The sequence below is a fragment of the Rhizobium sp. CIAT894 genome (assembly GCF_000172795.2).
Lineage (GTDB): Bacteria > Pseudomonadota > Alphaproteobacteria > Rhizobiales > Rhizobiaceae > Rhizobium.
Window position 1 is genome coordinate 3,255,339 of sequence record NZ_CP020947.1, and the last position, 20,055, is coordinate 3,275,393.

Sequence of the window (20,055 nt, forward strand, 5' to 3'; positions counted from 1 at the left end):
TTTGTGCAGTGCACTTGACTTTTCCAGCGAACTAGCCCAAATGCGGCTCAGCTTTCACCCTTCCGGCCGCCGCGTGAGCGTGCCCCTGCTAGAAAATACGAAACGCAGGAAGAAGGGACAAAAGCGCATTTCGATTGAGCGCCGCACTCCCAATCAGCGGCCAGAAGCGCTGGAAAGCTTTTTCCAACTTGCAAGTTCCCACTTCACGCGGGGTTCTTGACGCCAGAATGAAACCGGATCGCATGGTGCGTTCCGGCGCTAGTCGTTGTGGCGCCCCGAAAGGTTATGCCTTGACTAATTTTGAATCGCTTGGTGTCTCCAAGCCGATCGTCGCCACCTTGTTCCAGCTCGGCATCGAAACGCCGACGCCGATCCAGGAACAGTCCATTCCTCTCCTCATATCGGGCCGCGATCTGATCGGCCTTGCTCAGACCGGCACCGGCAAGACCGCCGCCTTCGGCCTGCCGCTCATCGAAAAGCTGCTCGCCGATGAACGCCGTCCCGACAACCGCACGACGCGGACGCTGATCCTGGCGCCGACCCGCGAGCTGGTGAACCAGATCGCCGAGAACCTGAAGAAGTTCATCCGCAAGTCGCCGCTGCGCATCAATGTCGTCGTCGGCGGCGTTTCCATCAACAAGCAGCAACTGCAGCTCGAAAAGGGCACCGACATCCTGGTCGCCACCCCCGGCCGCCTGCTCGATCTCGTCAACCGCCGCGCCATCACGCTGACGACGGTGCGTTATCTCGTGCTCGACGAGGCCGACCAGATGCTCGACCTCGGCTTCGTGCACGACCTGCGCAAAATCGCCAAGCTCGTGCCGAAGAAGCGCCAGACCATGCTGTTTTCGGCCACCATGCCGAAGGCGATCGCCGATCTCGCCGGCGAATATCTCGTCGATCCCGTCAAGGTCGAAGTCACGCCTCCCGGCAAGGCTGCCGATAAGGTCGAGCAGTACGTGCATTTCGTCGCCGGCAAGAACGACAAGACGGAACTGCTCCGCAAGTCGCTGACCGAAAATCCCGACGGCCGCGCCATCGTCTTCCTGCGCACCAAGCATGGTGCGGAGAAGCTGATGAAGCACCTCGACAATATCGGTTATTCGGTCGCCTCGATCCACGGCAACAAGAGCCAGGGTCAGCGCGAGCGGGCGCTGAAGGCTTTCCGCGACGGCAGCATCAAGACGCTGATCGCGACCGACGTCGCCGCCCGTGGCATCGATATCCCGGCCGTCAGCCACGTCTACAACTACGACCTGCCCGAAGTGCCGGACGCCTACGTCCATCGCATCGGCCGCACGGCGCGCGCCGGCCGCGACGGCATCGCGATTGCCTTCTGCGCCCCCGATGAAGCCAGGCTGCTGCGCGATATCGAGCGCCTGATGGGCATCGACATCACGGTCGCAAGCGGCGAACCGCCGGCACAGATCGGCGCCGGCGGCCCGCGCCGCGGCAACGGCAATGGCAATGGCAACAACCGCAATCGCGGTGGCGGGGAACGTCGCGAAGGTCAGGGCCGCGGCGAAGGCCGTGGCGATCAGAACCGTTCGGAACATCGCGGCAGCCGCCAGGAACGCCGCCCACGCCGTGACGGCGAAGGCAACGAGGTGCGCGCCGGCGGCGAAGAACGCCGCGAACGCCGTCCGCGTCCCGAGCGTACAAGCCGCAACGAGGATTTCCGCGGCCAGCGCCGCGGCGAGTCCACCCCGAATATTGGCCCCGATAACGATCTGGTCTCGACCTCCGACTTCCGCCCGGCAAAGCCGCAGCGCCCTGCGCATAACGGCCCCAATGGCCATCACGCCAATGGCGAACCGAGCGGTCATCACCGCGGCAACGGCCGCCACGCCCACGGCCGCCCCGCCCGCAAGCACGGCGAGGACCGCGGTCCGCAGCAGGCCCAGGGCGGCGAACAGCGCCGCGACGGCAATGGCGGCAACCGCCGCGGCGGCTCCGGCTCCCGCAATGGCGGTGGCCAACGTCGCGAACGCGCCTGAGCGTCGATTGATTTAAAGGAAAGGCCGAATATCTCCGGTCTTATACGTTGGGAGGCCGGAGCATCTGACAGGTGCTCCGGCCTTCCTCTTTGTGGTGGCAACATCGCAACGGCAGTCCGGGGCCCAGCCGGTCCTTCGCCCTTACATCGAGACGGGCACATTCGCTTGAATGTCGGACGCTCGAGACCTAAATTGGCTAAATGCTTGACCATCCGTCCCGGCCGTTGTCGCCGTCAACTATCCCAATGGATGCCCTGAGCGAAGTCCTGCAAGACTTTCGCTTGAGCGGGGTCAACTATGGCCGCTGCGAGCTCAGGCATCCGTGGAGCATCGCCTTTCCGCAACAACAGCTGCTTCGTTTCCACTTCGTCAGCCAAGGTCCGTGCTGGATCCATACCGAAGTCGAAGGATGGCAGGAGTTGAATGATGGCGATCTGGTTCTGCTGCCTCAAGGCATCGCACATCGGTTGGCCAGCGCGCCGGATGTTGAAGGAGATTCGCTTAAAAGCTGTCAGATAACAAGGGTGGGGAGCAATGTCTGCGATGTCGTGCGGGAGGGAATGGGGGCGAATAGCACCCTCTTCTGCGGTTCCATGGCTTTGGGCGCGCATGCGCTTCACCCCTTGATTGCTCTGATGCCGCCAATCATCAAGGGCTGCGATGTGGCCGGCAATGACCCGATCGTTGGCCCCCTTCTGGCCGCCATGTCAGCGGAAGCGACACAGCCCCAAATGGGAAGCGCGACCGTGCTATCGCGAATGGCGGACTTGCTCGCGGCGCGGCTTATCCGCTGCTGGGTCAATTGCAGCGGAGCTTCGACCACCGGCTGGCTCGCCGCCATCCGGGATCCTCATATCGGTCGTGTATTGGCGGCCATGCACCGGGACCCCGGCCATAACTGGACCCTCGAAAGCCTCGCTGGTGTGGCTGGCCAGTCGCGCTCGATCTTCGCCGAGCGCTTCAGCGCTATCTTGGGAGAAGGCGCGGCACATTACCTCGTCCGTCTGCGTATGCAGCTTGCCCGCGATTTGTTGGGTCAAAGCGGCATGTCGATCGCGGAAGTTGCTTCCCGGCTGGGCTACGAGTCCGAGGCGTCTTTCGCGCGCGCCTTCAAACGCGTCACCAACGTTTCACCGGGGATTGTGCGCCGCACAAGTTCCGGACGAATGGATATGGATTTCGGATTTTAAGACACATATCATCCTGAAAACTTCGTCTATCAAATCTCCGAACATAGGAGATAGTTCAATGACGGACTCAACATCACAGTTCGACGGGGTCGCAATTGGCCTGGAGACGGATGAACCATCCGCGTGGAACACGGCGACCTGGTTTGCCGTTGTTTCGATGGCAGCCACCAGCTTTGCGCTGGTGTCCGCTGAGTTCCTGCCGGCGGGCCTGTTGACGCCGATGGCGCGCGATCTCGGCATTTCCGAGGGAACGGCCGGACAAGTCGTCACCGCCACCGCTTCTGTCGGCGCCGTGGCGGCCTTATTGAGCAACGTCCTCATCGGCCGACTGAACCGCAAAACCGTGCTGGTCAGCCTCAGCGCGCTGGCGATCGGCTCCAATATTCTGGCATCATTGGCGACTGATTTTTGGCTGTTGTTGTTGGGCCGGGCCGGGTTGGGCATCGCGCTTAGCGGCTTTTGGGCGCTTTCAGTAGCCGTCGTGGCGAGGCTGGTCGGCGCCAACGCGACAGGTCGGGGCATGGCTATCGTCACCCTCGGCGTTTCGCTCGCCACGATAGCTGCACCATCAATGGGTGCTTTGATCAGCGATTGGCTGGGATGGCGCAGCGCCATGGCGATGACAGCCGGGCTTGCCGCGCTTGCCATGCTGCTGCAACTGCTCAGCTTGCCGACGCTCCCTGCAAGCACAAGCAACAGTATCGCTGACGTTTTCCGGCTGACACGACGGGGCGGTATTCAACTGGGAATGCTTGCCATCCTTTTGCTGATGACCGGGCATTTTGCCGGGTCGGTTTATGTGCGTCCTTTCCTCGAACAGGTAACCCTCCTTGATACCCGATCAATCGCCCTGGCACTGCTCGGATTTGGCATCGCCTCCGTGATCGGCAATGTTGCCGGTGGCCGAATGGCCGATGCCAGTATCCGGCTGGCACTCGCTGTCACCGCCGCGCTGATGACGGTTGCAGCGCTCGCTCTGGTGCTTTGGGGCGCCCATACCGGCATTGCGTTCGCCCTCGTCGCACTTTGGGGCTTTGCCTTCGGAATGGCGCCGGTCGTGCTGCCGACCAATCTTTCCCGCGCAGCCCCCGACGCTCTGGAGGCGGCGGGTAGCCTGATGGTCGTCTCTTTTCAGGTGGCCATCAGTATCGGCGCGGTTTTTGGCGGCTATATCGTCGACCACTACGGCGCCGTGGGACCATTGACTGTGACGGCGCTCCTAGCCGCGTCGACGATTGCCTTGGCGTTGCTGCAGCCCCGCAACTGATCGTTGCTTCTTGCCTGCGGATCACGCACAGTCGAACTGAAGATGCTCCGGATAACAGGTCACCGACAATCGTCGGCGACCTCCAATGCGTTCCGTCCGAGGTTCGGTGACTAGAGCATGCTGCCGAAAAGTGTGAGCGGTTTCGGGCGACATCATGCTCTAACTCTTTAATTTAGAACAGGATTCAGATGTAAGGCCGACCCGCCCTTCAATCATCCTGTTCTAGCGGCAAGAGTGGAATGTCACCGGGAAAGAAAACTTTCTTAGCGGCACCGGTAGCCGTCGCCGATTGCGTCTACGAAGGGACGCTCCTCGTCCGGCGGCCGGCCTTGGCGCGGCCGTCGGCCTATACGTTCGCGGGCACCTGCTGAACGACCCTGCGGTTTGTCATGTAGACACCCGTGACCACGATCGCCGTGCCCAAAATCAACGGCAGGGTCAGCGGCTCGCCGAAGGCGATGAAGGCCTCGAGCGCGACGGCCGGCGGCATCAGATAGATCAGCGAGGCCGCACGCGAGACCTGCCCCCGGCGGATGAGATAGAGCAGCAGCCCGACACCGCCCATCGACAGGCCGAAGACCGACCAGGCGAGCGCGGCATAGGCCCGCGCGGCGCCATCGAAATGCTGGTGCTCGAAGATCAGCGACAGCGGCAGGGTGAGGATCAGCGCCCCGACATATTGCAGCGTCGCGATGGTCCTGAGGTCGCCGGATTGCAGGTGTTTCTTCTGATAGAGTGTGCCGTAGGTGACGGAGCCCATGGCTACGAGGTTGACCGCCAGCGGCAGAACGGCATGCCCGAGATCTGATGTCGCCGGATCGATGAGCTTCGGCGAGATGGCGATGGCAATGCCGATGAAGCCGAGCGCAAGGCCGAATTTCTGTGTTTGCTGCAACCGCTCGCCGACGAGAAAGGGAGCCGCCATTGCCGTCATCAGCGGCTGCAGTGCTGCAATGATTCCCGATATGCCGGCCGGCACGCCATTGGCGATCGCCCACCACAGGCCAGCGAGATAGAAGCCATGCAGGAAAAAGCCGGAATAGATGGCGCGCAGCCACGTCACCCGGCTTGTCGGCCATTGCGCCCGCATCACCACGCAGAGCGCCAGGAATGCCAAGGCCGACAGCCCATAACGTATCGAAAGAAAGGTGAAGGGCTCGGAATGCAGCGCCGCATATTTCGCCACCACCCAGCCCGTGGACCAGAGCAGAACGAAGAGAGCGGGGGCAAGGCGGTCCAGGGTCATGGGGCAGCTCGGAAGAAAGGAGTTGCCGTGCTGATAGCTGCACCGGGCGGTCACAGTCAAAGGCGAAGCGTTGATGCTTATTTGAAATTTCGCTGATGGTGGGGACGACGGACATGCTGAAGATGATACTTTTGGTGGACGAGCCTATCGACAGCTCGACGCCATGCCATGGCCAAGAAGGATCGCCGACACATCCCCCGCCCACCCTCATCCCGTGCTCGTCACAGGGATCCAGCGCGCCCAAGTCCTTGGGCGCAGGAGACTCACTTCACCGTAGAAGTCATTCGCCGCGCCGACGCGCGTCGGCTGGATTCCTGTGACGAGCACAGGAGGGAGCAAGTGGGAAGGCTGTGCTCCACATATCGGTCGAGCGAAAAGTCACCACCTGCTCATTTTTTACGCAGTACTTGCGGAACAACCACCCGCCACCTCGCTTCCCCCCCCCAATTCCCCCTTTTTCCCGCAACGCAAAATCTTTTCCCCGAAACGCGCATGGTTCTTGCATTGCAATTTGCGTTGTATTCAAATGAACAAAAAAGGGGAGCCGCACCTTTGGCATTTGACGAAATGATTACCGGGGACGAAAGTCCTCGCCCGCCTTATGAAAAATATTTCGAGTGGTACAACAGCCAAGACCGGTCGCATCTGATTGCCAAGTCCCGCGACGCGGAAAACATCTTCCGGAAGACCGGCATCACCTTTGCGGTCTACGGCCATGCCGATAGCTCCGAAAAGCTCATTCCCTTCGACATCATTCCGCGCATCATCTCCGCCCGCGAATGGCGTAAGCTCGCCCAGGGTATCGAGCAGCGGGTGATCGCGCTCAACGCCTTTCTGGATGACATCTACCATAAGCAGGAGATCATCCGTGCCGGTCGCGTTCCACGCGAATTGATCGAAAACAACGTCGCCTTCCTGTCGGAGATGATCGGCTTCCGCCCGCCCGGCGGCGTCTACACCCATATCGTCGGCACCGACATCGTACGAACAGGCGAGGACCAGTTCTACGTGCTGGAGGATAATGCCCGCACGCCTTCCGGCGTCAGCTACATGCTGGAAAACCGGGAAACCATGATGCAGATGTTCCCGGAACTCTTCCACGAGAACAAGGTGCAGCGCGTCGAGGACTATCCCTACCTCTTGCGCCAGAGCCTTGCTTCCCTCGCCCCTCCCGGCTGCACCGGCAAGCCGCGCGTCGCGGTGCTGACCCCCGGCATTTATAATTCGGCCTATTACGAACATTCCTTCCTCGCCGACATGATGGGGGTCGAACTGGTCGAGGGCTCGGACTTGCGCGTCATCGACGGCAAGGTGAAGATGCGCACGACCCGCGGTTACGAGGCGATCGACGTGCTCTACCGCCGCGTCGACGATGATTTCCTCGATCCCCTCACCTTCCGGGCGGATTCGGCGCTCGGCATTCCCGGAATCATGGATGTCTACCGCTCCGGCAACATCACCATTGCCAACGCGCCCGGCACCGGCATTTGCGACGACAAGGCGATCTATTCCTACATGCCGGAGATCGTCGAATTCTACACCGGCAGCAAGGCGCTGCTCGAAAACGTGCCGACTTGGCGCTGTTCGGAGGCATCGAGCCTGAAATACGTGCTCGAGCACCTCGAAGAGCTGGTCGTCAAGGAAGTGCACGGCTCCGGCGGCTACGGCATGCTTGTGGGACCGACGGCATCGAAGAAGGAGCGCGCCGATTTCGCCGAGAAGCTGAAGGCCAAGCCGAACAACTACATCGCCCAGCCGACGCTGTCGCTCTCCACCGTGCCGATCCTCGTCAACAAGGGGATCGCGCCGCGCCATGTCGACCTTCGCCCCTATGTGCTCGTCTCCGACAAGGTTCAGATCATTCCGGGCGGACTTACCCGCGTTGCGCTGAAACAGGGCTCGCTCGTGGTCAATTCCAGCCAGGGCGGCGGCACCAAAGACACCTGGGTATTGGAGGACTGATGCTCGGAAGAACTGCAAACGGCCTTTACTGGATGTTCCGTTACATCGAGCGCGCCGAAAATATCGCCCGCCTGGTCGATGCCGGGCTGCGCATGTCGCTGACCCGCAGCAGCGCTGGCGACGACAACTGGGATGGCGTGCTGCAAAGCGCCGGCGTGCGCGAGGCTTATGACGAGAGCCGCACGAAGCTGACCAACGCTGAAGCGATCGACTATCTCCTGCGCGATCGCGCCAATCCGTCGAGCGTCATGTCCTGCATCGAATCCGGCCGCAACAATGCCCGCATGGTGCGCACCGCGCTGACGCGGGAGACCTGGGAAGCGACCAACGAATGCTGGATCGAGCTGAAGGCGCTGCTCGAAAAGCGTGTGAAGGCCGCCGACCTGCCGGAGGTGATCGACGTCATCAAGCGCCGCGCCGGCCTCATCCGTGGCGCCTTCCATGGCTCGACGCTGCGCAACGAGCTCTATAACTTCGCCCGCATCGGCACCTTCATCGAGCGGGCCGACAATACCAGCCGCATCCTCGATGTGAAATACTACGTGCTGCTGCCCTCGGTCTCGGCGGTCGGTTCGTCGCTCGACAACGTCCAGTGGGAATCGATCCTGCGCTCGGTTTCCGCTCACCGCGCCTATAGTTGGGCCTATGACGGCGAATACCGGGCGATGAACATTGCCGACTTCCTGACGCTGAACGTCCAGATGCCGCGTTCGCTTGCCTATTGTTACGAGAAGATCGTCAGCAATCTCGGCTACCTCGCCCAGGATTACGAGGCGCGGCTGCCTGCCCACGATACCGCCGATGCGATCCGCACCACGCTGCAGACCAGAGCAATCCGCGACATCATGGATCAGGGCCTGCATGAGTTCCTCGAGGATTTCGTCTCGCGCAACAACCAGCTCGGCGCCGAGATTTCCGACGGCTACCGGTTCTACGTTTAAGCGGATCAGAACATGAGACTGAAGATCAGCCACCTCACCGAATACCGCTACGACGAACCGGCGCAATTCTCGCTGCAGCGCCTCAGACTGACGCCGCCGACATCAGCCGCCCAGAAGGTGCTCGCCTGGTCGCTGAACGTCGAGGGCGCCACGCCCGAGGTGGAATATGACGACCAATATGGCAATCACGTCAATCTGGTCTCACTGGAAGGCGCGCAGCACGTGACGCGCATTCTCGCCGAAGGCGAAGTCGAGACCGCCGACAATAACGGCGTCACTGGCCCGCATACCGGCTTCTGTCCGCTCTGGCTCTTCCTGCGGGAAACGCCGCTGACCAAGAGCGGCAAGCTGGTCAAGGAACTCGTCAAGAGTGTCGCTGGCGATAACGCGCTTGCCCGCATGCATGCGCTGATGGCGGCGATCCACACGACGGTCGCCTATAGGCCAGGCACCAGCAACACCGAGACGACGGCCGAACAGGCGCTGGAAAAAAAGAGTGGTGTCTGCCAGGATCACGCCCACATCTTCATTGCCGCCGCCCGCGCCCTGCAGGTGCCGGCCCGCTACGTCTCGGGCTATCTGATGATGGCGGAAAAGGTCGAACAGGCAGCGACCCATGCCTGGGCCGAAGCCCATATTCCCGGCCTCGGCTGGGTCGGATTCGACCCGGCCAACGAGATCTGCCCGGATGCCCGTTACGTCAGGATCGCCTCCGGCCTCTGCTACCGCGACGCCGCGCCGATTTCCGGTATGCGCATCGGCACGCCGGGCGAGACGCTGTCGGTCACCGTCAAGGTCGAGAACGGCGGGCAGATGCAAAGCCAAAGCCAGAGCTGAGGGCTCCGAGGGATAGAACGCGGCCTCTCGGTCCCCATCGATCTCTCGCAGCACGTACTCTCGCCAATGCGAGCATGCCGAAGGAATAGCTTCGCCCTTGGTAAAAAGCCAAAGACGGGGCTTGCACCCCGCCTTTTAAACGATCCAATTTCGGATGCGTCCCTGCTCAGTGGCTGTCCTTGCCGACAGCGTTTCCGCGACATCCCTTGAGGAAGTCGAGGTCGGCGCCGGTATCGGCGCCTTCAACATGCTGCTGATGCAGGAAGGCATAACCCGACGTCGGCAGATCATGGTTCGGCTGCCATTCGGCGAGACGGCGCGCCAATTCCTCGTCTGAGATGTCGAGATGCAGGCGGCGGTTCGGCACGTCAAGTTCGATCATGTCGCCGTTCTTGACGACCGCGAGCGGCCCACCGACTGCCGCTTCCGGCGAGGTATGCAGCACGACGGTACCATAGGCCGTTCCGGACATGCGGGCGTCCGATATACGCACCATGTCGAGGATGCCCTTTTTCAGCACCTTCGGCGGCAGTCCCATGTTGCCGACTTCGGCCATGCCCGGATAGCCCTTCGGGCCGCAGTTCTTCATGACCATGACGCAGGTCTCGTCAATGTCGAGATTGTCGTCGTTGATCTTCGCCTTGTAGTCGTCGATATCCTCAAACACGACGGCCCTGCCCCTGTGCACCAGGAGATGCGGCGAGGCGGCCGAAGGCTTCAGTACTGCACCCTTCGGCGCCAGATTGCCGCGCAGCACGACGATGCCGCCCGAAGAGGTCAGCGCCTTTTCAGCCGGCAGGATGACGTCCTCGTTCCAGTTGATGACGTCCTTGACCTCATCCCAGACGGTTTCGCCGGAGACAGTCAGCGCGTCCTTGTGCAGAAGGCCGGCTTCGCCCAGGCGCTTCAGCACGACGGGCAGGCCGCCTGCATAGAAGAACTCTTCCATCAGATATTTGCCCGATGGCATCAGGTTGACGATGGTGGGAACATCACGGCCGCAGCGATCCCAGTCGTCGAGCGAAAGATCGATGCCGACGCGGCCGGCAATGGCAAGCAGGTGGATGACGGCATTGGTCGATCCGCCGATCGCCGCATTGGTGCGGATGGCGTTCTCGAAGGCCTGTTTCGTCATGATCTCGGACGGCTTCAGGTCGTCCTTGACCATCTGCACGATGCGGCGGCCGGTCAGCTGCGCCATGACCTTGCGGCGGGAATCGACGCCCGGGATCGCGGCATTGCCCGACAGTGCCATGCCGAGCGCTTCGGCCATCGACGCCATCGTCGAGGCGGTGCCCATGGTGTTGCAAGTGCCCGACGAGCGGCTCATCGACGCTTCCGCTTCGAGGAACTCGGCCTGAGTCATCTCGCCGGCCTTCACCATTTCGGAGAACTTCCACAGATGCGTGCCGGAGCCGACACGCTCGCCGCGGAAATAGCCGTTCAGCATCGGCCCGCCGGTGACGACGATGGAGGGCAGATCGCAGGAGGCGGCACCCATCAGCAGCGACGGCGTGGTCTTGTCACAGCCGACGAGCAGCACGCAGCCATCCATAGGCTGGCCGCGGATCGCTTCTTCCACCGCAAGCGCGGCGAGGTTGCGATACATCATCGCGGTCGGGCGGAAGGTATTTTCCGAAGCCGAGAACACCGGCACTTCGAGCGGGAAGCCGCCGGCCTCCCAGACACCTGCCTTCACCTTCTCGGCGAGTTCTCTCAGATGACCGTTGCACGGGGTCATATCCGACCAGGTGTTGAGGATACCGATCACCGGCCGGCCGTCGAACAGGTCGTGCGGATATCCCTGGTTTTTAAGCCAGCCGCGGTGATAGATCACGTCGCGGCTCGTGCCGCCATACCATTCCTGCGACCTCAGCCTGCGCGGCCATTCGGCTTTCTTTTTCATCGTCTCTGTCCTTCAAGTGATTGCCGGGCCGCCTCGTACGGCCCGGATCATCGGATATTTCAAGCCAGCGTGTAGGCGGTCTTGACCGTTGTGTAGAACTCGGCGGCGTACTTGCCCTGCTCGCGCGGGCCGTAGGACGAACCCTTGCGACCGCCGAAGGGAACGTGGAAATCGACGCCTGCCGTCGGCAGATTGACCATGACCATGCCGGCTTCCGAATTGCGCTTGAAGTGCGTCGCATGTTTCAGGCTGGTCGTGGCAATGCCGGCCGAAAGGCCGAACGGCGTGTCGTTGGCGATGGCAAGCGCCTCGTCGTAATCCCTGGCCCGGATCACCGAGACCACAGGTCCGAAGATCTCCTCGCGCGAAATGCGCATCTGGTTGGTCGCTTCGGTAAACAGCGTCGGCTGCAGATAGAAGCCGGGCGTCTCGCGGGAGATGACCTCGCCGCCGAAGGCGAGCTTGGCGCCTTCCTTTTTGCCGATCTCGATATAGTCGGTATCGGTCTTCAGCTGCCGCTCGTCGACGACCGGACCGATATGGGTGCCGGCCTTCAGCGCGTTGTCGACAACAAGCGTCTTCAGCTTGTCGGTGAGGGCTGCGACGAACTTGTCGTGGATACCTTCGGTGACGATGAGGCGCGAGGACGCCGTGCAGCGCTGGCCGGTCGAGAAGAAGCCGGAATTGGCGGCGGCTTCGACGGCAACGGAAAGATCGGCGTCGTCGAGCACCACCATCGGGTTCTTGCCGCCCATCTCCAGCTGGAACTTGCGGTTATGCTCGATGGAGGCGGCGGCGACGCGCCGGCCGGTGCCGGTGGAGCCGGTGAAGGTGATGCCGTGAACGTCGGGGCTTTCGAGCATCGCCTGGCCGACGACCGAGCCCTTGCCCATGACGAGGTTCAGGACGCCCTTCGGCAGCCCTGCCCGATTGAGGATGTCGACGATCGCCCAGGAGCAGGCCGGCACGAGTTCGGCCGGCTTGAAGACGATGGTGTTGCCGTAGGCGAGCGCCGGCGCGATCTTCCAGGCGGGGATGGCGATCGGGAAGTTCCACGGCGTGATGATGCCGATGACACCGAGGCCCTCACGGGTGATTTCGACGCCGATGTTCGGGCGAACCGACGGGATAACCTCGCCCGCCAGCCGCAGGGCTTCGCCTGCGAAGAATTCGAAGATCTGCGAGGCGCGGATGACTTCGCCGGTCGCCTCAGGCAGGGTCTTGCCTTCCTCGCGGGCGAGCAGCGCGCCGAGCTCGTCCTTGCGCGCCATGATCTCGTCGCCCGCCTTCTTCAGGATGACGTGGCGTTCCCAGATGCCGGAGCGCGACCAGGCCGGGAAGGCGGCTTTGGCGGCGGCGATGGCATTCTTGGTGTCTTCGGCACTGCCGTTGGCATAGAGGCCGACGACCTCGTTCGTATCGGACGGGTTGATGTTCTTCGTCGCGTCCGTGCCGACCCATTCGCCGGCGATCAGGTTTTGATAAATGGTCATGGGCTCAACAAGCCTCCTTTACCGTTTACATCACGATCCGGCCACCAAGCGGCCGGATCTCAAAAATCAGAGCTGCCTGACGGCAATCTCTTCCTCGGCGGCTACCTTCAGCGGATTGCGCAAGGCCAGGCCGAATTCGGCGACTTCGATCTCGAAGACATCGCCCTCTTCCGCCTTGATGCCGTCGGCAAAGGACAGTGTCGCGGTGCCGAACATGTGGACATGCACGTCCCCCGGAACACGGAAGATGCCGTATTTGAAATGGTGATATTCGAGGTTGGCGAAGGTGTGCGACATGTTCGCTTCGCCCGACAGGAAGGGTTTTTCGAAGATCACCTTGTCGCCGCGCTTGATGCGCGAGGTGCCGCGGATATCGTCGGGTGCGGCGCCGATGCGGATTTCCGGACCATAGGCGGCCGGGCGCAGTTTCGAGTGGGCCAGATAGAGATAGTTGATCCGCTCGGTGACGTGGTCCGAAAACTCGTTCGACAGGGCAAAGCCGATGCGGAACGGCGAGCCGTCCTTGGCGATCACGTAAATGCCGGCCATTTCAGGCTCTTCGCCGCCGTCGAGCGCGAAGGAAGGCGAGACGAGCGGCGCGCCGGGGGCAGCCGTGCCGTAGCCGTTGCCCTTGTAGAACCATTCGGGCTGCACGCCTTTTTCGCCAGCCTTCGGCTTGCCGTTCTCCAGGCCCATCTTGAACATCTTCATCGAGTCGGTCAGCGTTTCCTCGGCCGCCTCGCTGGTCTTCTTGTGCATGGAATCGCGGGTGGCGGCCGAACCCAGATGCGTCAGACCGGTGCCGGTCAGATGCAGGTGGGCGGCGTCCGGATGGGTGATCGGCGGCAGGAAGCGGCCGTCCGCATAGGCCTTTTCAAGATCGACGGCATCGCCGTAACCATGGGCCTCGATAACAGCGGCAAGCGACTTGCCGCCGTCGGCGGCTTCCATCGCCAGCGCATAGACGCTGCCGGCGTTCTTCACCGACCTGGCTGCGCCGCCCTGCTCGCGCACGGCGACGACGATCTCTCCGTTGGCACCCTTGATCTGGGAAATAAGCACGACTTCAATCCTTCTCGTTTCGGCGGGTCTTAAGAAAAAGCTCCGCCTGTCCGGCTCCCACGGGAGCCGGAATCCATCATTCATATGACTGCGAATGCCGGGGCTGCGCTTAGGCGCTCAGCCCTTGTTCTTGTTGTAGACGTCGAAGAACACGGCGGCGAGAAGCACCGCACCCTTGACCATCTGCTGCGAGTCGGTGCCGAGACCGTGGATCGACATGCCGTTGTTCATGATGCCCATGATCAACGCGCCGATCACCGCACCCGTCACCTTGCCGACGCCGCCCTGGGCCGATGCGCCGCCGATGAAGCAGGCGGCGATGACGTCGAGTTCGAGACCGAAACCACCCTTGGCCGTCGCCGAATTCAGGCGCAGCGCGACGATCAGGCCGGCCAGGCCCGCAAGCAGACCCATATTGGCGAAGGTCAGGAAGGTCAGCCGCTCGGTGTTGATACCGGAAAGCTTGGTGGCCTTCTCATTGCCGCCCATGGCGTAGATCCGCCGGCCGATCGTCGTGCGACGAGTAATGAAGGCATAGGCAGCGACGAGGACGAGCATGACGACAAGCACATTCGGGAAGCCGCGATAGATCGACAGCTGGTAGCCGAGCGCCAGAATGGCGACGGCAACAACGATGTTCTGGACGAGGAAGAAGCCCATCGGCTCGACGTCGTTGCCGTGCTTCTCGTTCGACAGCCGCTTGCGCCACGCCATGTAGAAGAGGGTAACGGCGCCGACGACGGTCAGGATCATCGAGGTCGAGTTGATGCCGCCCGTATCGAGCAGGTTCGGCAGGAAGCCGATGCTGATCAGCTGGAAGTCCGGCGGGAAGGGACCGATGCTGGTGCCGGTTCCCGATGCCGTCATGACGAACAGCGTCAGCCCGCGGAAAACAAGCATGCCGGCGAGCGTGACGATGAAGGACGGGATCTTGTGATAGGCGACGAAATAGCCCTGGATGCCGCCGACGAGCGCGCCGAGAGCGAGGCAGATGATACCGGCCAGGACATAGTTGGTGTGCCACTGCACCGTCATCACACCGGCGATGGCGCCGACGAAGCCGACGACCGAGCCGACCGAAAGATCGATATGGCCGGCGACGATGACCAGCAGCATGCCGAGCGCCATGATGACGATGAAGGAGTTCTGCAGAATGATGTTGGTCAGGTTGAGCGGCCTGAAGAGAACGCCACCGGTCGAAATCTGGAAGAACACCATGATCGCAATGAGCGCGATGAACATGCCGTATTCGCGGATGTTGCCACGAATATAGTCTCCGATGGAGACGACACGCCCCTGCTCAGCGATGGGTTGATTGATCGGTGTCATTGCTTCTTCTCCCCTGAGCGCATGATAGCGCGCATGATGGTTTCCTGGCTTGCTTCTCCCTTCGGCAGTTCCGCGACGATGCGTCCTTCGTTCATCACGTAGATGCGGTCACACGTGCCAAGCAGTTCGGGCATTTCCGACGAGATCATCAGAACGCCCTTTCCATCGGCGGCAAGCTGATTGATGATAGTATAGATTTCGTATTTTGCGCCAACGTCGATGCCGCGCGTCGGCTCGTCGAGGATCAAAATATCGGGATTGGAGAACAGCCACTTCGACAGCACCACCTTCTGCTGGTTGCCGCCGGACAGATTGACCGTTTCCTGGAAGATGCTGGAGGAACGGATGCGCAGCTTCGACCGATAGTCGGTCGCCACGCGCGATTCCTTGACGCTGTCGATGACCGAGGCATTTGACACCGCCTTCAGATTGACGAGCGTCGTATTGTGCAGGATCGTGTCGTTGAGCACCAGGCCGAGCTGCTTGCGGTCTTCGGTCACATAGGCGAGACCGGCGTCGATCGCCTTGCGCACGGTGCTGACGTCGACCGGCTTGCCGTGCATCAGCGCCTCGCCTGAGATCTTGTGGCCATAGGACTTGCCGAACAGACTCATGGCGAATTCGGTGCGCCCTGCCCCCATCAGCCCGGCGATACCGACGACCTCGCCCTTGCGGACGGTGACGTTGATATTGTGCAGGACCTGACGGTCGCGGTGCTGCTGGTGGTAGGCGTTCCAGTTCTTGACTTCGAGAATGGTTTCGCCGATCGGCACCGAACGCGGCGGATAGCGGTCCTCGAGATCGCGGCCGACCATGTTGCGGATGATGATGTCTTCGCTGATTTCGTCGGCGTGACAGTCGAGCGTCTTGACGGTCATGCCGTCGCGCAGGACCGTGATCTGGTCGGCGACCTTGCGGATCTCGTTCAGCTTATGGGAAATGATGATCGAAGTGATGCCCTGCTTGCGGAATTCCATCAGCAGCATGAGCAGCGCGTCGGAATCGCTTTCGTTGAGCGAGGCCGTGGGCTCATCGAGGATGAGCAGCTTGACGCTCTTCGACAGCGCCTTGGCGATCTCGACGAGCTGCTGCTTACCGACGCCGATATCGGTCACCAGCGTATTCGGAGATTCGGACAGGCCGACTTTCTTGAGCAGCTGCTTCGTGCGGTTGAAGGTCTCGTCCCAGCTGATGACGCCGCTCTTGGCATTCTCGTTGCCGAGGAAGATGTTTTCCCCGATCGACAGCAACGGCACCAGCGCCAGTTCCTGATGGATGATGACGATGCCGATTTCTTCGGAGTCCCTCAGCGCCTTGAAGTTGCGCGTCTCGCCTTCATAGACGATGTCGCCGTCATAACTTCCGGTGGGATAAACGCCCGACAGGACTTTCATCAGGGTCGATTTGCCGGCCCCGTTTTCGCCGACCAATGCGTGAATTTCACCCTTGCGAACCTTGAGGTTCACGTTCTCCAGCGCCTTGACGCCAGGGAACGTCTTGGTGATGCTCCGCATTTCAAGGATGGTATTGTCCATAGTCAAAGTTCCAGCGCCTCCGGCCGTCAAGCGGCCGGGCGATCATAAAATCGAAGACCGGAACCCGCAAGCGCGGGTTCCGGCCATCTCGTATTACTTCAGCTTGTCTTCGGTGTAGTAACCGCCGTCGACGAGGATCTGCTTGTAGTTGGTCTTGTCGACAGCAACCGGCTTCAGCAGATAGGACGGAACGACCTTGACGCCGTTGTCGTAGGTCTTCGTGTCGTTGACCTCAGGCTCCTTGCCGGACATGACGGCATCGACCATGGCAACGGTGACCTTGGCGAGTTCGCGGGTGTCCTTGAAGATCGTCGAATGCTGTTCGCCAGCAATGATCGACTTGACCGACGGAACTTCAGCGTCCTGACCGGTAACGATCGGGAGCGGCTGAGCCGCAGTACCATAACCAACGCCCTTCAGCGACGAAATGATACCGATCGAGAGGCCGTCATAGGGAGACAGGACGGCATCGACCTTGGCGTCGGTGTAGTTGGCCGAGAGCAGGTTGTCCATGCGAGCCTGGGCCGTTGCCGGATCCCAACGCAGCGTACCGACCTTGTCCATGCCGGTCTGGCCGGACTTCACGACCAGCTTGCCCGAGTCGATGTAGGGCTGCAGGACGGACATGGCGCCATCATAGAAGAAGAAGGCGTTGTTGTCGTCCGGCGAACCGCCGAAGAGTTCGATGTTGAACGGACCCTTGCCATCCTTGAGGCCGAGGCCGTCAACGATGGAACCAGCCTGCAGAACGCCGACCTGGAAGTTGTCGAAGGTCGCGTAGTAGTCGACATTGCCCGAATTGCGGATCAGACGGTCGTAAGCGATGACCTTGATGCCGGCGTCGTGTGCCTTCTGGAGCACGTCGGAAAGCGTGGTGCCGTCGATCGAAGCGATGACGAGAACCTTGACGCCCTTGGTGACCATGTTTTCGATCTGCGAAAGCTGGTTCGGAATGTCGTCGTCGCCATACTGCAGGTCCGTGCCGTAACCGGCGGCCTGCAGCTGCTTGACGATGTTGTTGCCGTCGTCGATCCAGCGGGCAGAAGCCTTGGTCGGCATTGCGATACCGACGGTGCCCTTATCTGCGGCCATAGCCGGTGCAACGAACGAAGCGACGCCGAAGGCAGCCGCAGCCATCAATGAGATAATGGATTTCATTTCTCTCTCCCTTGTTGATAGATCAGCGGACGAAAAATCGCCCGCCCGAAACTGTGGCAGGTTCCGTATTGGATAGTTACTTCAGATGGTGAGAAACGAAGTAGGTCTCCTCCACGATCTCACACGTGTTGAGTGCCAACCAGCACACGGCGGCAAACTGGTATGGATTCCTATAACTGTCAAATAGAATAACTGGTAAAGTGCATAACAATTTTGGTATATCGTTAAAAAGTATTACTTTTGATGGAGCGCAGCGGGGAGGCTGCAACCATGACGATTGTTTCCGAGCCGCTTTCGATGGACCACGTCGATATCCACAGTGATAATTTCGGCGATGACAACCTTTTACGTGCAGGACTTAAACTGAATCACCTGCGGATGATCGTCGCAATCGAAGATAGTGGACAGATTTCCGCAGCTGCGGAAGTCCTGAACATTTCGCAGCCCGCGGCATCGCGCATGCTGTCGGAAATGGAATCGATCACCAAGACCCAGCTCTATGAGCGGGTGGCCCGCGGCGTGGTGCTGACGACCTTCGGCGCGGCGCTCGCCAGACGGGCGCGGAAGATCCTGCTGGAACTGCGCGAGGCGAGCCGCGAAATCGGCGAGCTGAAGAGCGGCAAGGGCGGCGCGGTCTTCATCGGCGCGGTGACGGCGCCGGCCATGAGCCTCGTCGTGCCGGCGATCAACAGGGTTCGCAAGGCCTATCCCGGCATCGAGATCAACATCCAGGTGGAGACCAGCAATGTGCTCGCCCGCGAACTGCTCGCCGCCCGCCACGACTTCATCATCGGCCGCATTCCCGACGACCTCAACCCGCGCCTGTTCGAAGTGACCGAGATCGGCGTCGAGCGGGCCTGCCTGATCGTGCGCAAGAGCCATCCGCTGCTGAAGCAGAAGGCGAGCAGCCTCTCCGACGTCAGGGATTACGACTGGGTGTTCCAGCCGCCGGGCACGCTGCTGCGCCGGACGATCGAGGATATTTTCCTGTCGCGCGGCGTGGCTCTGCCGGAAAATATCGTCAACACCTCATCGCTGTTGCTCACCTGCGCGATCATCTGCGAAACCGATGCGATCGCCCCCGTTGCCATCGACGTCGCCCAGTTCCTCGCCGGCCAGGGCGCCAAGGCCTCCGATGTGCGCATGCTGCCGATCGATTTCGACATCAACGTCAAGCCCTACAGCCTGATCGCCGCCAAGGAGAGGGCGCTGCCGCCGAGCGCAAGGTTGCTCTATGACATTATCCTCGAGGAGAGCCTGAAGCAGGCCGGCTAGGCGCATGATGCGAAAAGCGAATGCGGTTTCGGGCGACAAGCCCGGCGCCATCTTGCTCTGCTTTAATACCTTTCGAAAGGAAGGTGGATGCTGTTCGGACAGTCGGTATTTCAATCAGTCCTCGAGCGGCTGAAGGCGGAGGACGAGACAACAGATGAGGCCGAAGCGCCGGTCGTCCATCGCGTCGCCGGCCTCGGCACCGGGCTGGCCTTCGATGTCATGGAGGGTGTTTCGGTCGCCTCGCAACGCCTCGGCCAGGCCTATTTCGACAATCTGGATATCGAGGCCGCCGCCGGGCCTGTGGAAAAACCGGCGCCTTTAGCTCCACCGGAGCCCGTGATGCCGGAGCATCTCACCCGCACGGCGCCGCAGGAGGTTGCCGCCGAGCTGGCGATTTCGGCTGCCGATACGCCGCTGACGCTCGGCGAGAAGCGCCGCGCCTTCGCCCGCGCCAATCATCCCGACGGCGTCGCTTCGCCCTTCCGCGACAATGCGACGAAGCGCATGATGCTCGCCAATCTGCTGATCGACGAAGCACTGCGGCGATTGCGCTGATTATTCCGCCTGCCCGTCCTTCGACGGCTTCGCCTGAGGGCTCTCCTCTTCCTCCTCGGCGTCAGGCTCGGCTGGCGCCGCGGCGACCTCAGGCTGCGGCTTGAAGGTCAAGAACAGCATATAGAAGGAATAGGCGCCGGCGCCTCCCGCCAGCACCGCCCAGAACGGATCGCCGGTGATCAGTTCGACCCCGGCCCAGCCGAAGCAGACGGCAACGATGGCAATGCGCACCCAAAGACGCTGGTATGCCGGATGTTTCGGATCGATGAGTTGCATTCCTGCTCCGCGGTCGCATATGTCGC

At 61.4% G+C, this 20,055-nt stretch carries 16 protein-coding genes; 8 read left to right on the forward strand and 8 right to left on the reverse strand.

Annotated features, from left to right (window positions below; all coding sequences use genetic code 11):
* The first annotated feature begins 242 nt into the window (after positions 1 to 242).
* The 3 genes from RHEC894_RS16170 to RHEC894_RS16180 all read left to right on the forward strand — a co-directional run bounded on the left by RHEC894_RS16170 (position 243) and on the right by RHEC894_RS16180 (position 4,454).
* The gene (locus RHEC894_RS16170; RefSeq protein WP_085738030.1) at positions 243 to 1,997 is read left to right on the forward strand and encodes a DEAD/DEAH box helicase; all 1,755 of its coding nucleotides are present in this window, start codon (positions 243 to 245) and stop codon (positions 1,995 to 1,997) included.
* A gap of 200 nt (positions 1,998 to 2,197) precedes the next feature.
* Positions 2,198 to 3,187 (forward strand): AraC family transcriptional regulator, encoded by a 990-nt coding sequence (locus tag RHEC894_RS16175; RefSeq protein ID WP_085738031.1) that lies wholly within the window; start codon positions 2,198 to 2,200, stop codon positions 3,185 to 3,187.
* A 58-nt stretch (positions 3,188 to 3,245) separates the two neighbouring features.
* Positions 3,246 to 4,454 carry an MFS transporter gene (locus tag RHEC894_RS16180; protein WP_085738032.1) on the forward strand — a complete coding sequence of 403 codons (1,209 nt, stop codon included), beginning with the start codon at positions 3,246 to 3,248 and terminating at the stop codon, positions 4,452 to 4,454.
* Between the two features lie 346 nt (positions 4,455 to 4,800).
* Here RHEC894_RS16180 and RHEC894_RS16185 read toward each other — a convergent pair whose 3' ends face one another.
* Positions 4,801 to 5,700, reverse strand: a complete 900-nt coding sequence (locus RHEC894_RS16185) for a DMT family transporter (RefSeq protein WP_085738033.1) — start codon at positions 5,698 to 5,700, stop codon at positions 4,801 to 4,803.
* Positions 5,701 to 6,252: 552 nt separating this feature from the next.
* On the opposite strand from RHEC894_RS16185, the gene RHEC894_RS16190 reads away from it, so the two are divergent.
* From RHEC894_RS16190 to RHEC894_RS16200, 3 genes are read left to right on the forward strand one after another with little or no spacing between them, the layout of a single operon-like run.
* Positions 6,253 to 7,662 carry a circularly permuted type 2 ATP-grasp protein gene (locus RHEC894_RS16190; RefSeq protein ID WP_049736073.1) on the forward strand — a complete coding sequence of 470 codons (1,410 nt, stop codon included), beginning with the start codon at positions 6,253 to 6,255 and terminating at the stop codon, positions 7,660 to 7,662.
* A complete protein-coding gene (locus RHEC894_RS16195) occupies positions 7,662 to 8,603 on the forward strand; it encodes an alpha-E domain-containing protein (protein WP_012484822.1) in 942 nt (313 codons plus the stop codon). Before RHEC894_RS16190 ends, RHEC894_RS16195 begins: the two co-directional genes overlap by 1 nt.
* A gap of 12 nt (positions 8,604 to 8,615) precedes the next feature.
* Entirely contained in the window at positions 8,616 to 9,440 is an 825-nt protein-coding gene (locus RHEC894_RS16200) for a transglutaminase family protein (protein WP_010069341.1), read from the forward strand.
* A gap of 166 nt (positions 9,441 to 9,606) precedes the next feature.
* Here RHEC894_RS16200 and araD read toward each other — a convergent pair whose 3' ends face one another.
* From araD to chvE, 6 genes are all read right to left on the reverse strand, one after another.
* Positions 9,607 to 11,346: an L-arabinonate dehydratase gene (gene araD / locus RHEC894_RS16205; RefSeq protein WP_085738034.1), complete on the reverse strand. Its 1,740-nt coding sequence runs from the start codon at positions 11,344 to 11,346 to the stop codon at positions 9,607 to 9,609.
* A 59-nt stretch (positions 11,347 to 11,405) separates the two neighbouring features.
* A complete protein-coding gene (locus tag RHEC894_RS16210) occupies positions 11,406 to 12,839 on the reverse strand; it encodes an aldehyde dehydrogenase family protein (RefSeq protein ID WP_085738035.1) in 1,434 nt (477 codons plus the stop codon).
* 66 nt (positions 12,840 to 12,905) lie between these two features.
* Entirely contained in the window at positions 12,906 to 13,901 is a 996-nt protein-coding gene (araD1, locus tag RHEC894_RS16215) for an AraD1 family protein (protein ID WP_085738036.1), read from the reverse strand.
* 117 nt (positions 13,902 to 14,018) lie between these two features.
* The gene (gene mmsB, locus RHEC894_RS16220) at positions 14,019 to 15,230 is read right to left on the reverse strand and encodes a multiple monosaccharide ABC transporter permease (protein ID WP_085738037.1); all 1,212 of its coding nucleotides are present in this window, start codon (positions 15,228 to 15,230) and stop codon (positions 14,019 to 14,021) included.
* Positions 15,227 to 16,765 (reverse strand): multiple monosaccharide ABC transporter ATP-binding protein, encoded by a 1,539-nt coding sequence (gene mmsA / locus RHEC894_RS16225; RefSeq protein ID WP_085738038.1) that lies wholly within the window; start codon positions 16,763 to 16,765, stop codon positions 15,227 to 15,229. Before mmsA ends, mmsB begins: the two co-directional genes overlap by 4 nt.
* A gap of 93 nt (positions 16,766 to 16,858) precedes the next feature.
* Positions 16,859 to 17,923 carry a multiple monosaccharide ABC transporter substrate-binding protein gene (gene chvE / locus RHEC894_RS16230; protein ID WP_085738039.1) on the reverse strand — a complete coding sequence of 355 codons (1,065 nt, stop codon included), beginning with the start codon at positions 17,921 to 17,923 and terminating at the stop codon, positions 16,859 to 16,861.
* A gap of 270 nt (positions 17,924 to 18,193) precedes the next feature.
* On the opposite strand from chvE, the gene RHEC894_RS16235 reads away from it, so the two are divergent.
* Positions 18,194 to 19,198 (forward strand): LysR family transcriptional regulator, encoded by a 1,005-nt coding sequence (locus tag RHEC894_RS16235; protein WP_085738040.1) that lies wholly within the window; start codon positions 18,194 to 18,196, stop codon positions 19,196 to 19,198.
* 87 nt (positions 19,199 to 19,285) lie between these two features.
* A complete protein-coding gene (locus tag RHEC894_RS16240; RefSeq protein ID WP_085738041.1) occupies positions 19,286 to 19,753 on the forward strand; it encodes a hypothetical protein in 468 nt (155 codons plus the stop codon).
* On the opposite strand, the gene RHEC894_RS16245 is transcribed toward RHEC894_RS16240, so the two are convergent.
* Complete coding sequence (locus tag RHEC894_RS16245) at positions 19,754 to 20,029, reverse strand: hypothetical protein (RefSeq protein WP_010067943.1); 276 nt, start codon at positions 20,027 to 20,029, stop codon at positions 19,754 to 19,756.
* Between the last annotated feature and the right edge of the window lie 26 nt (positions 20,030 to 20,055).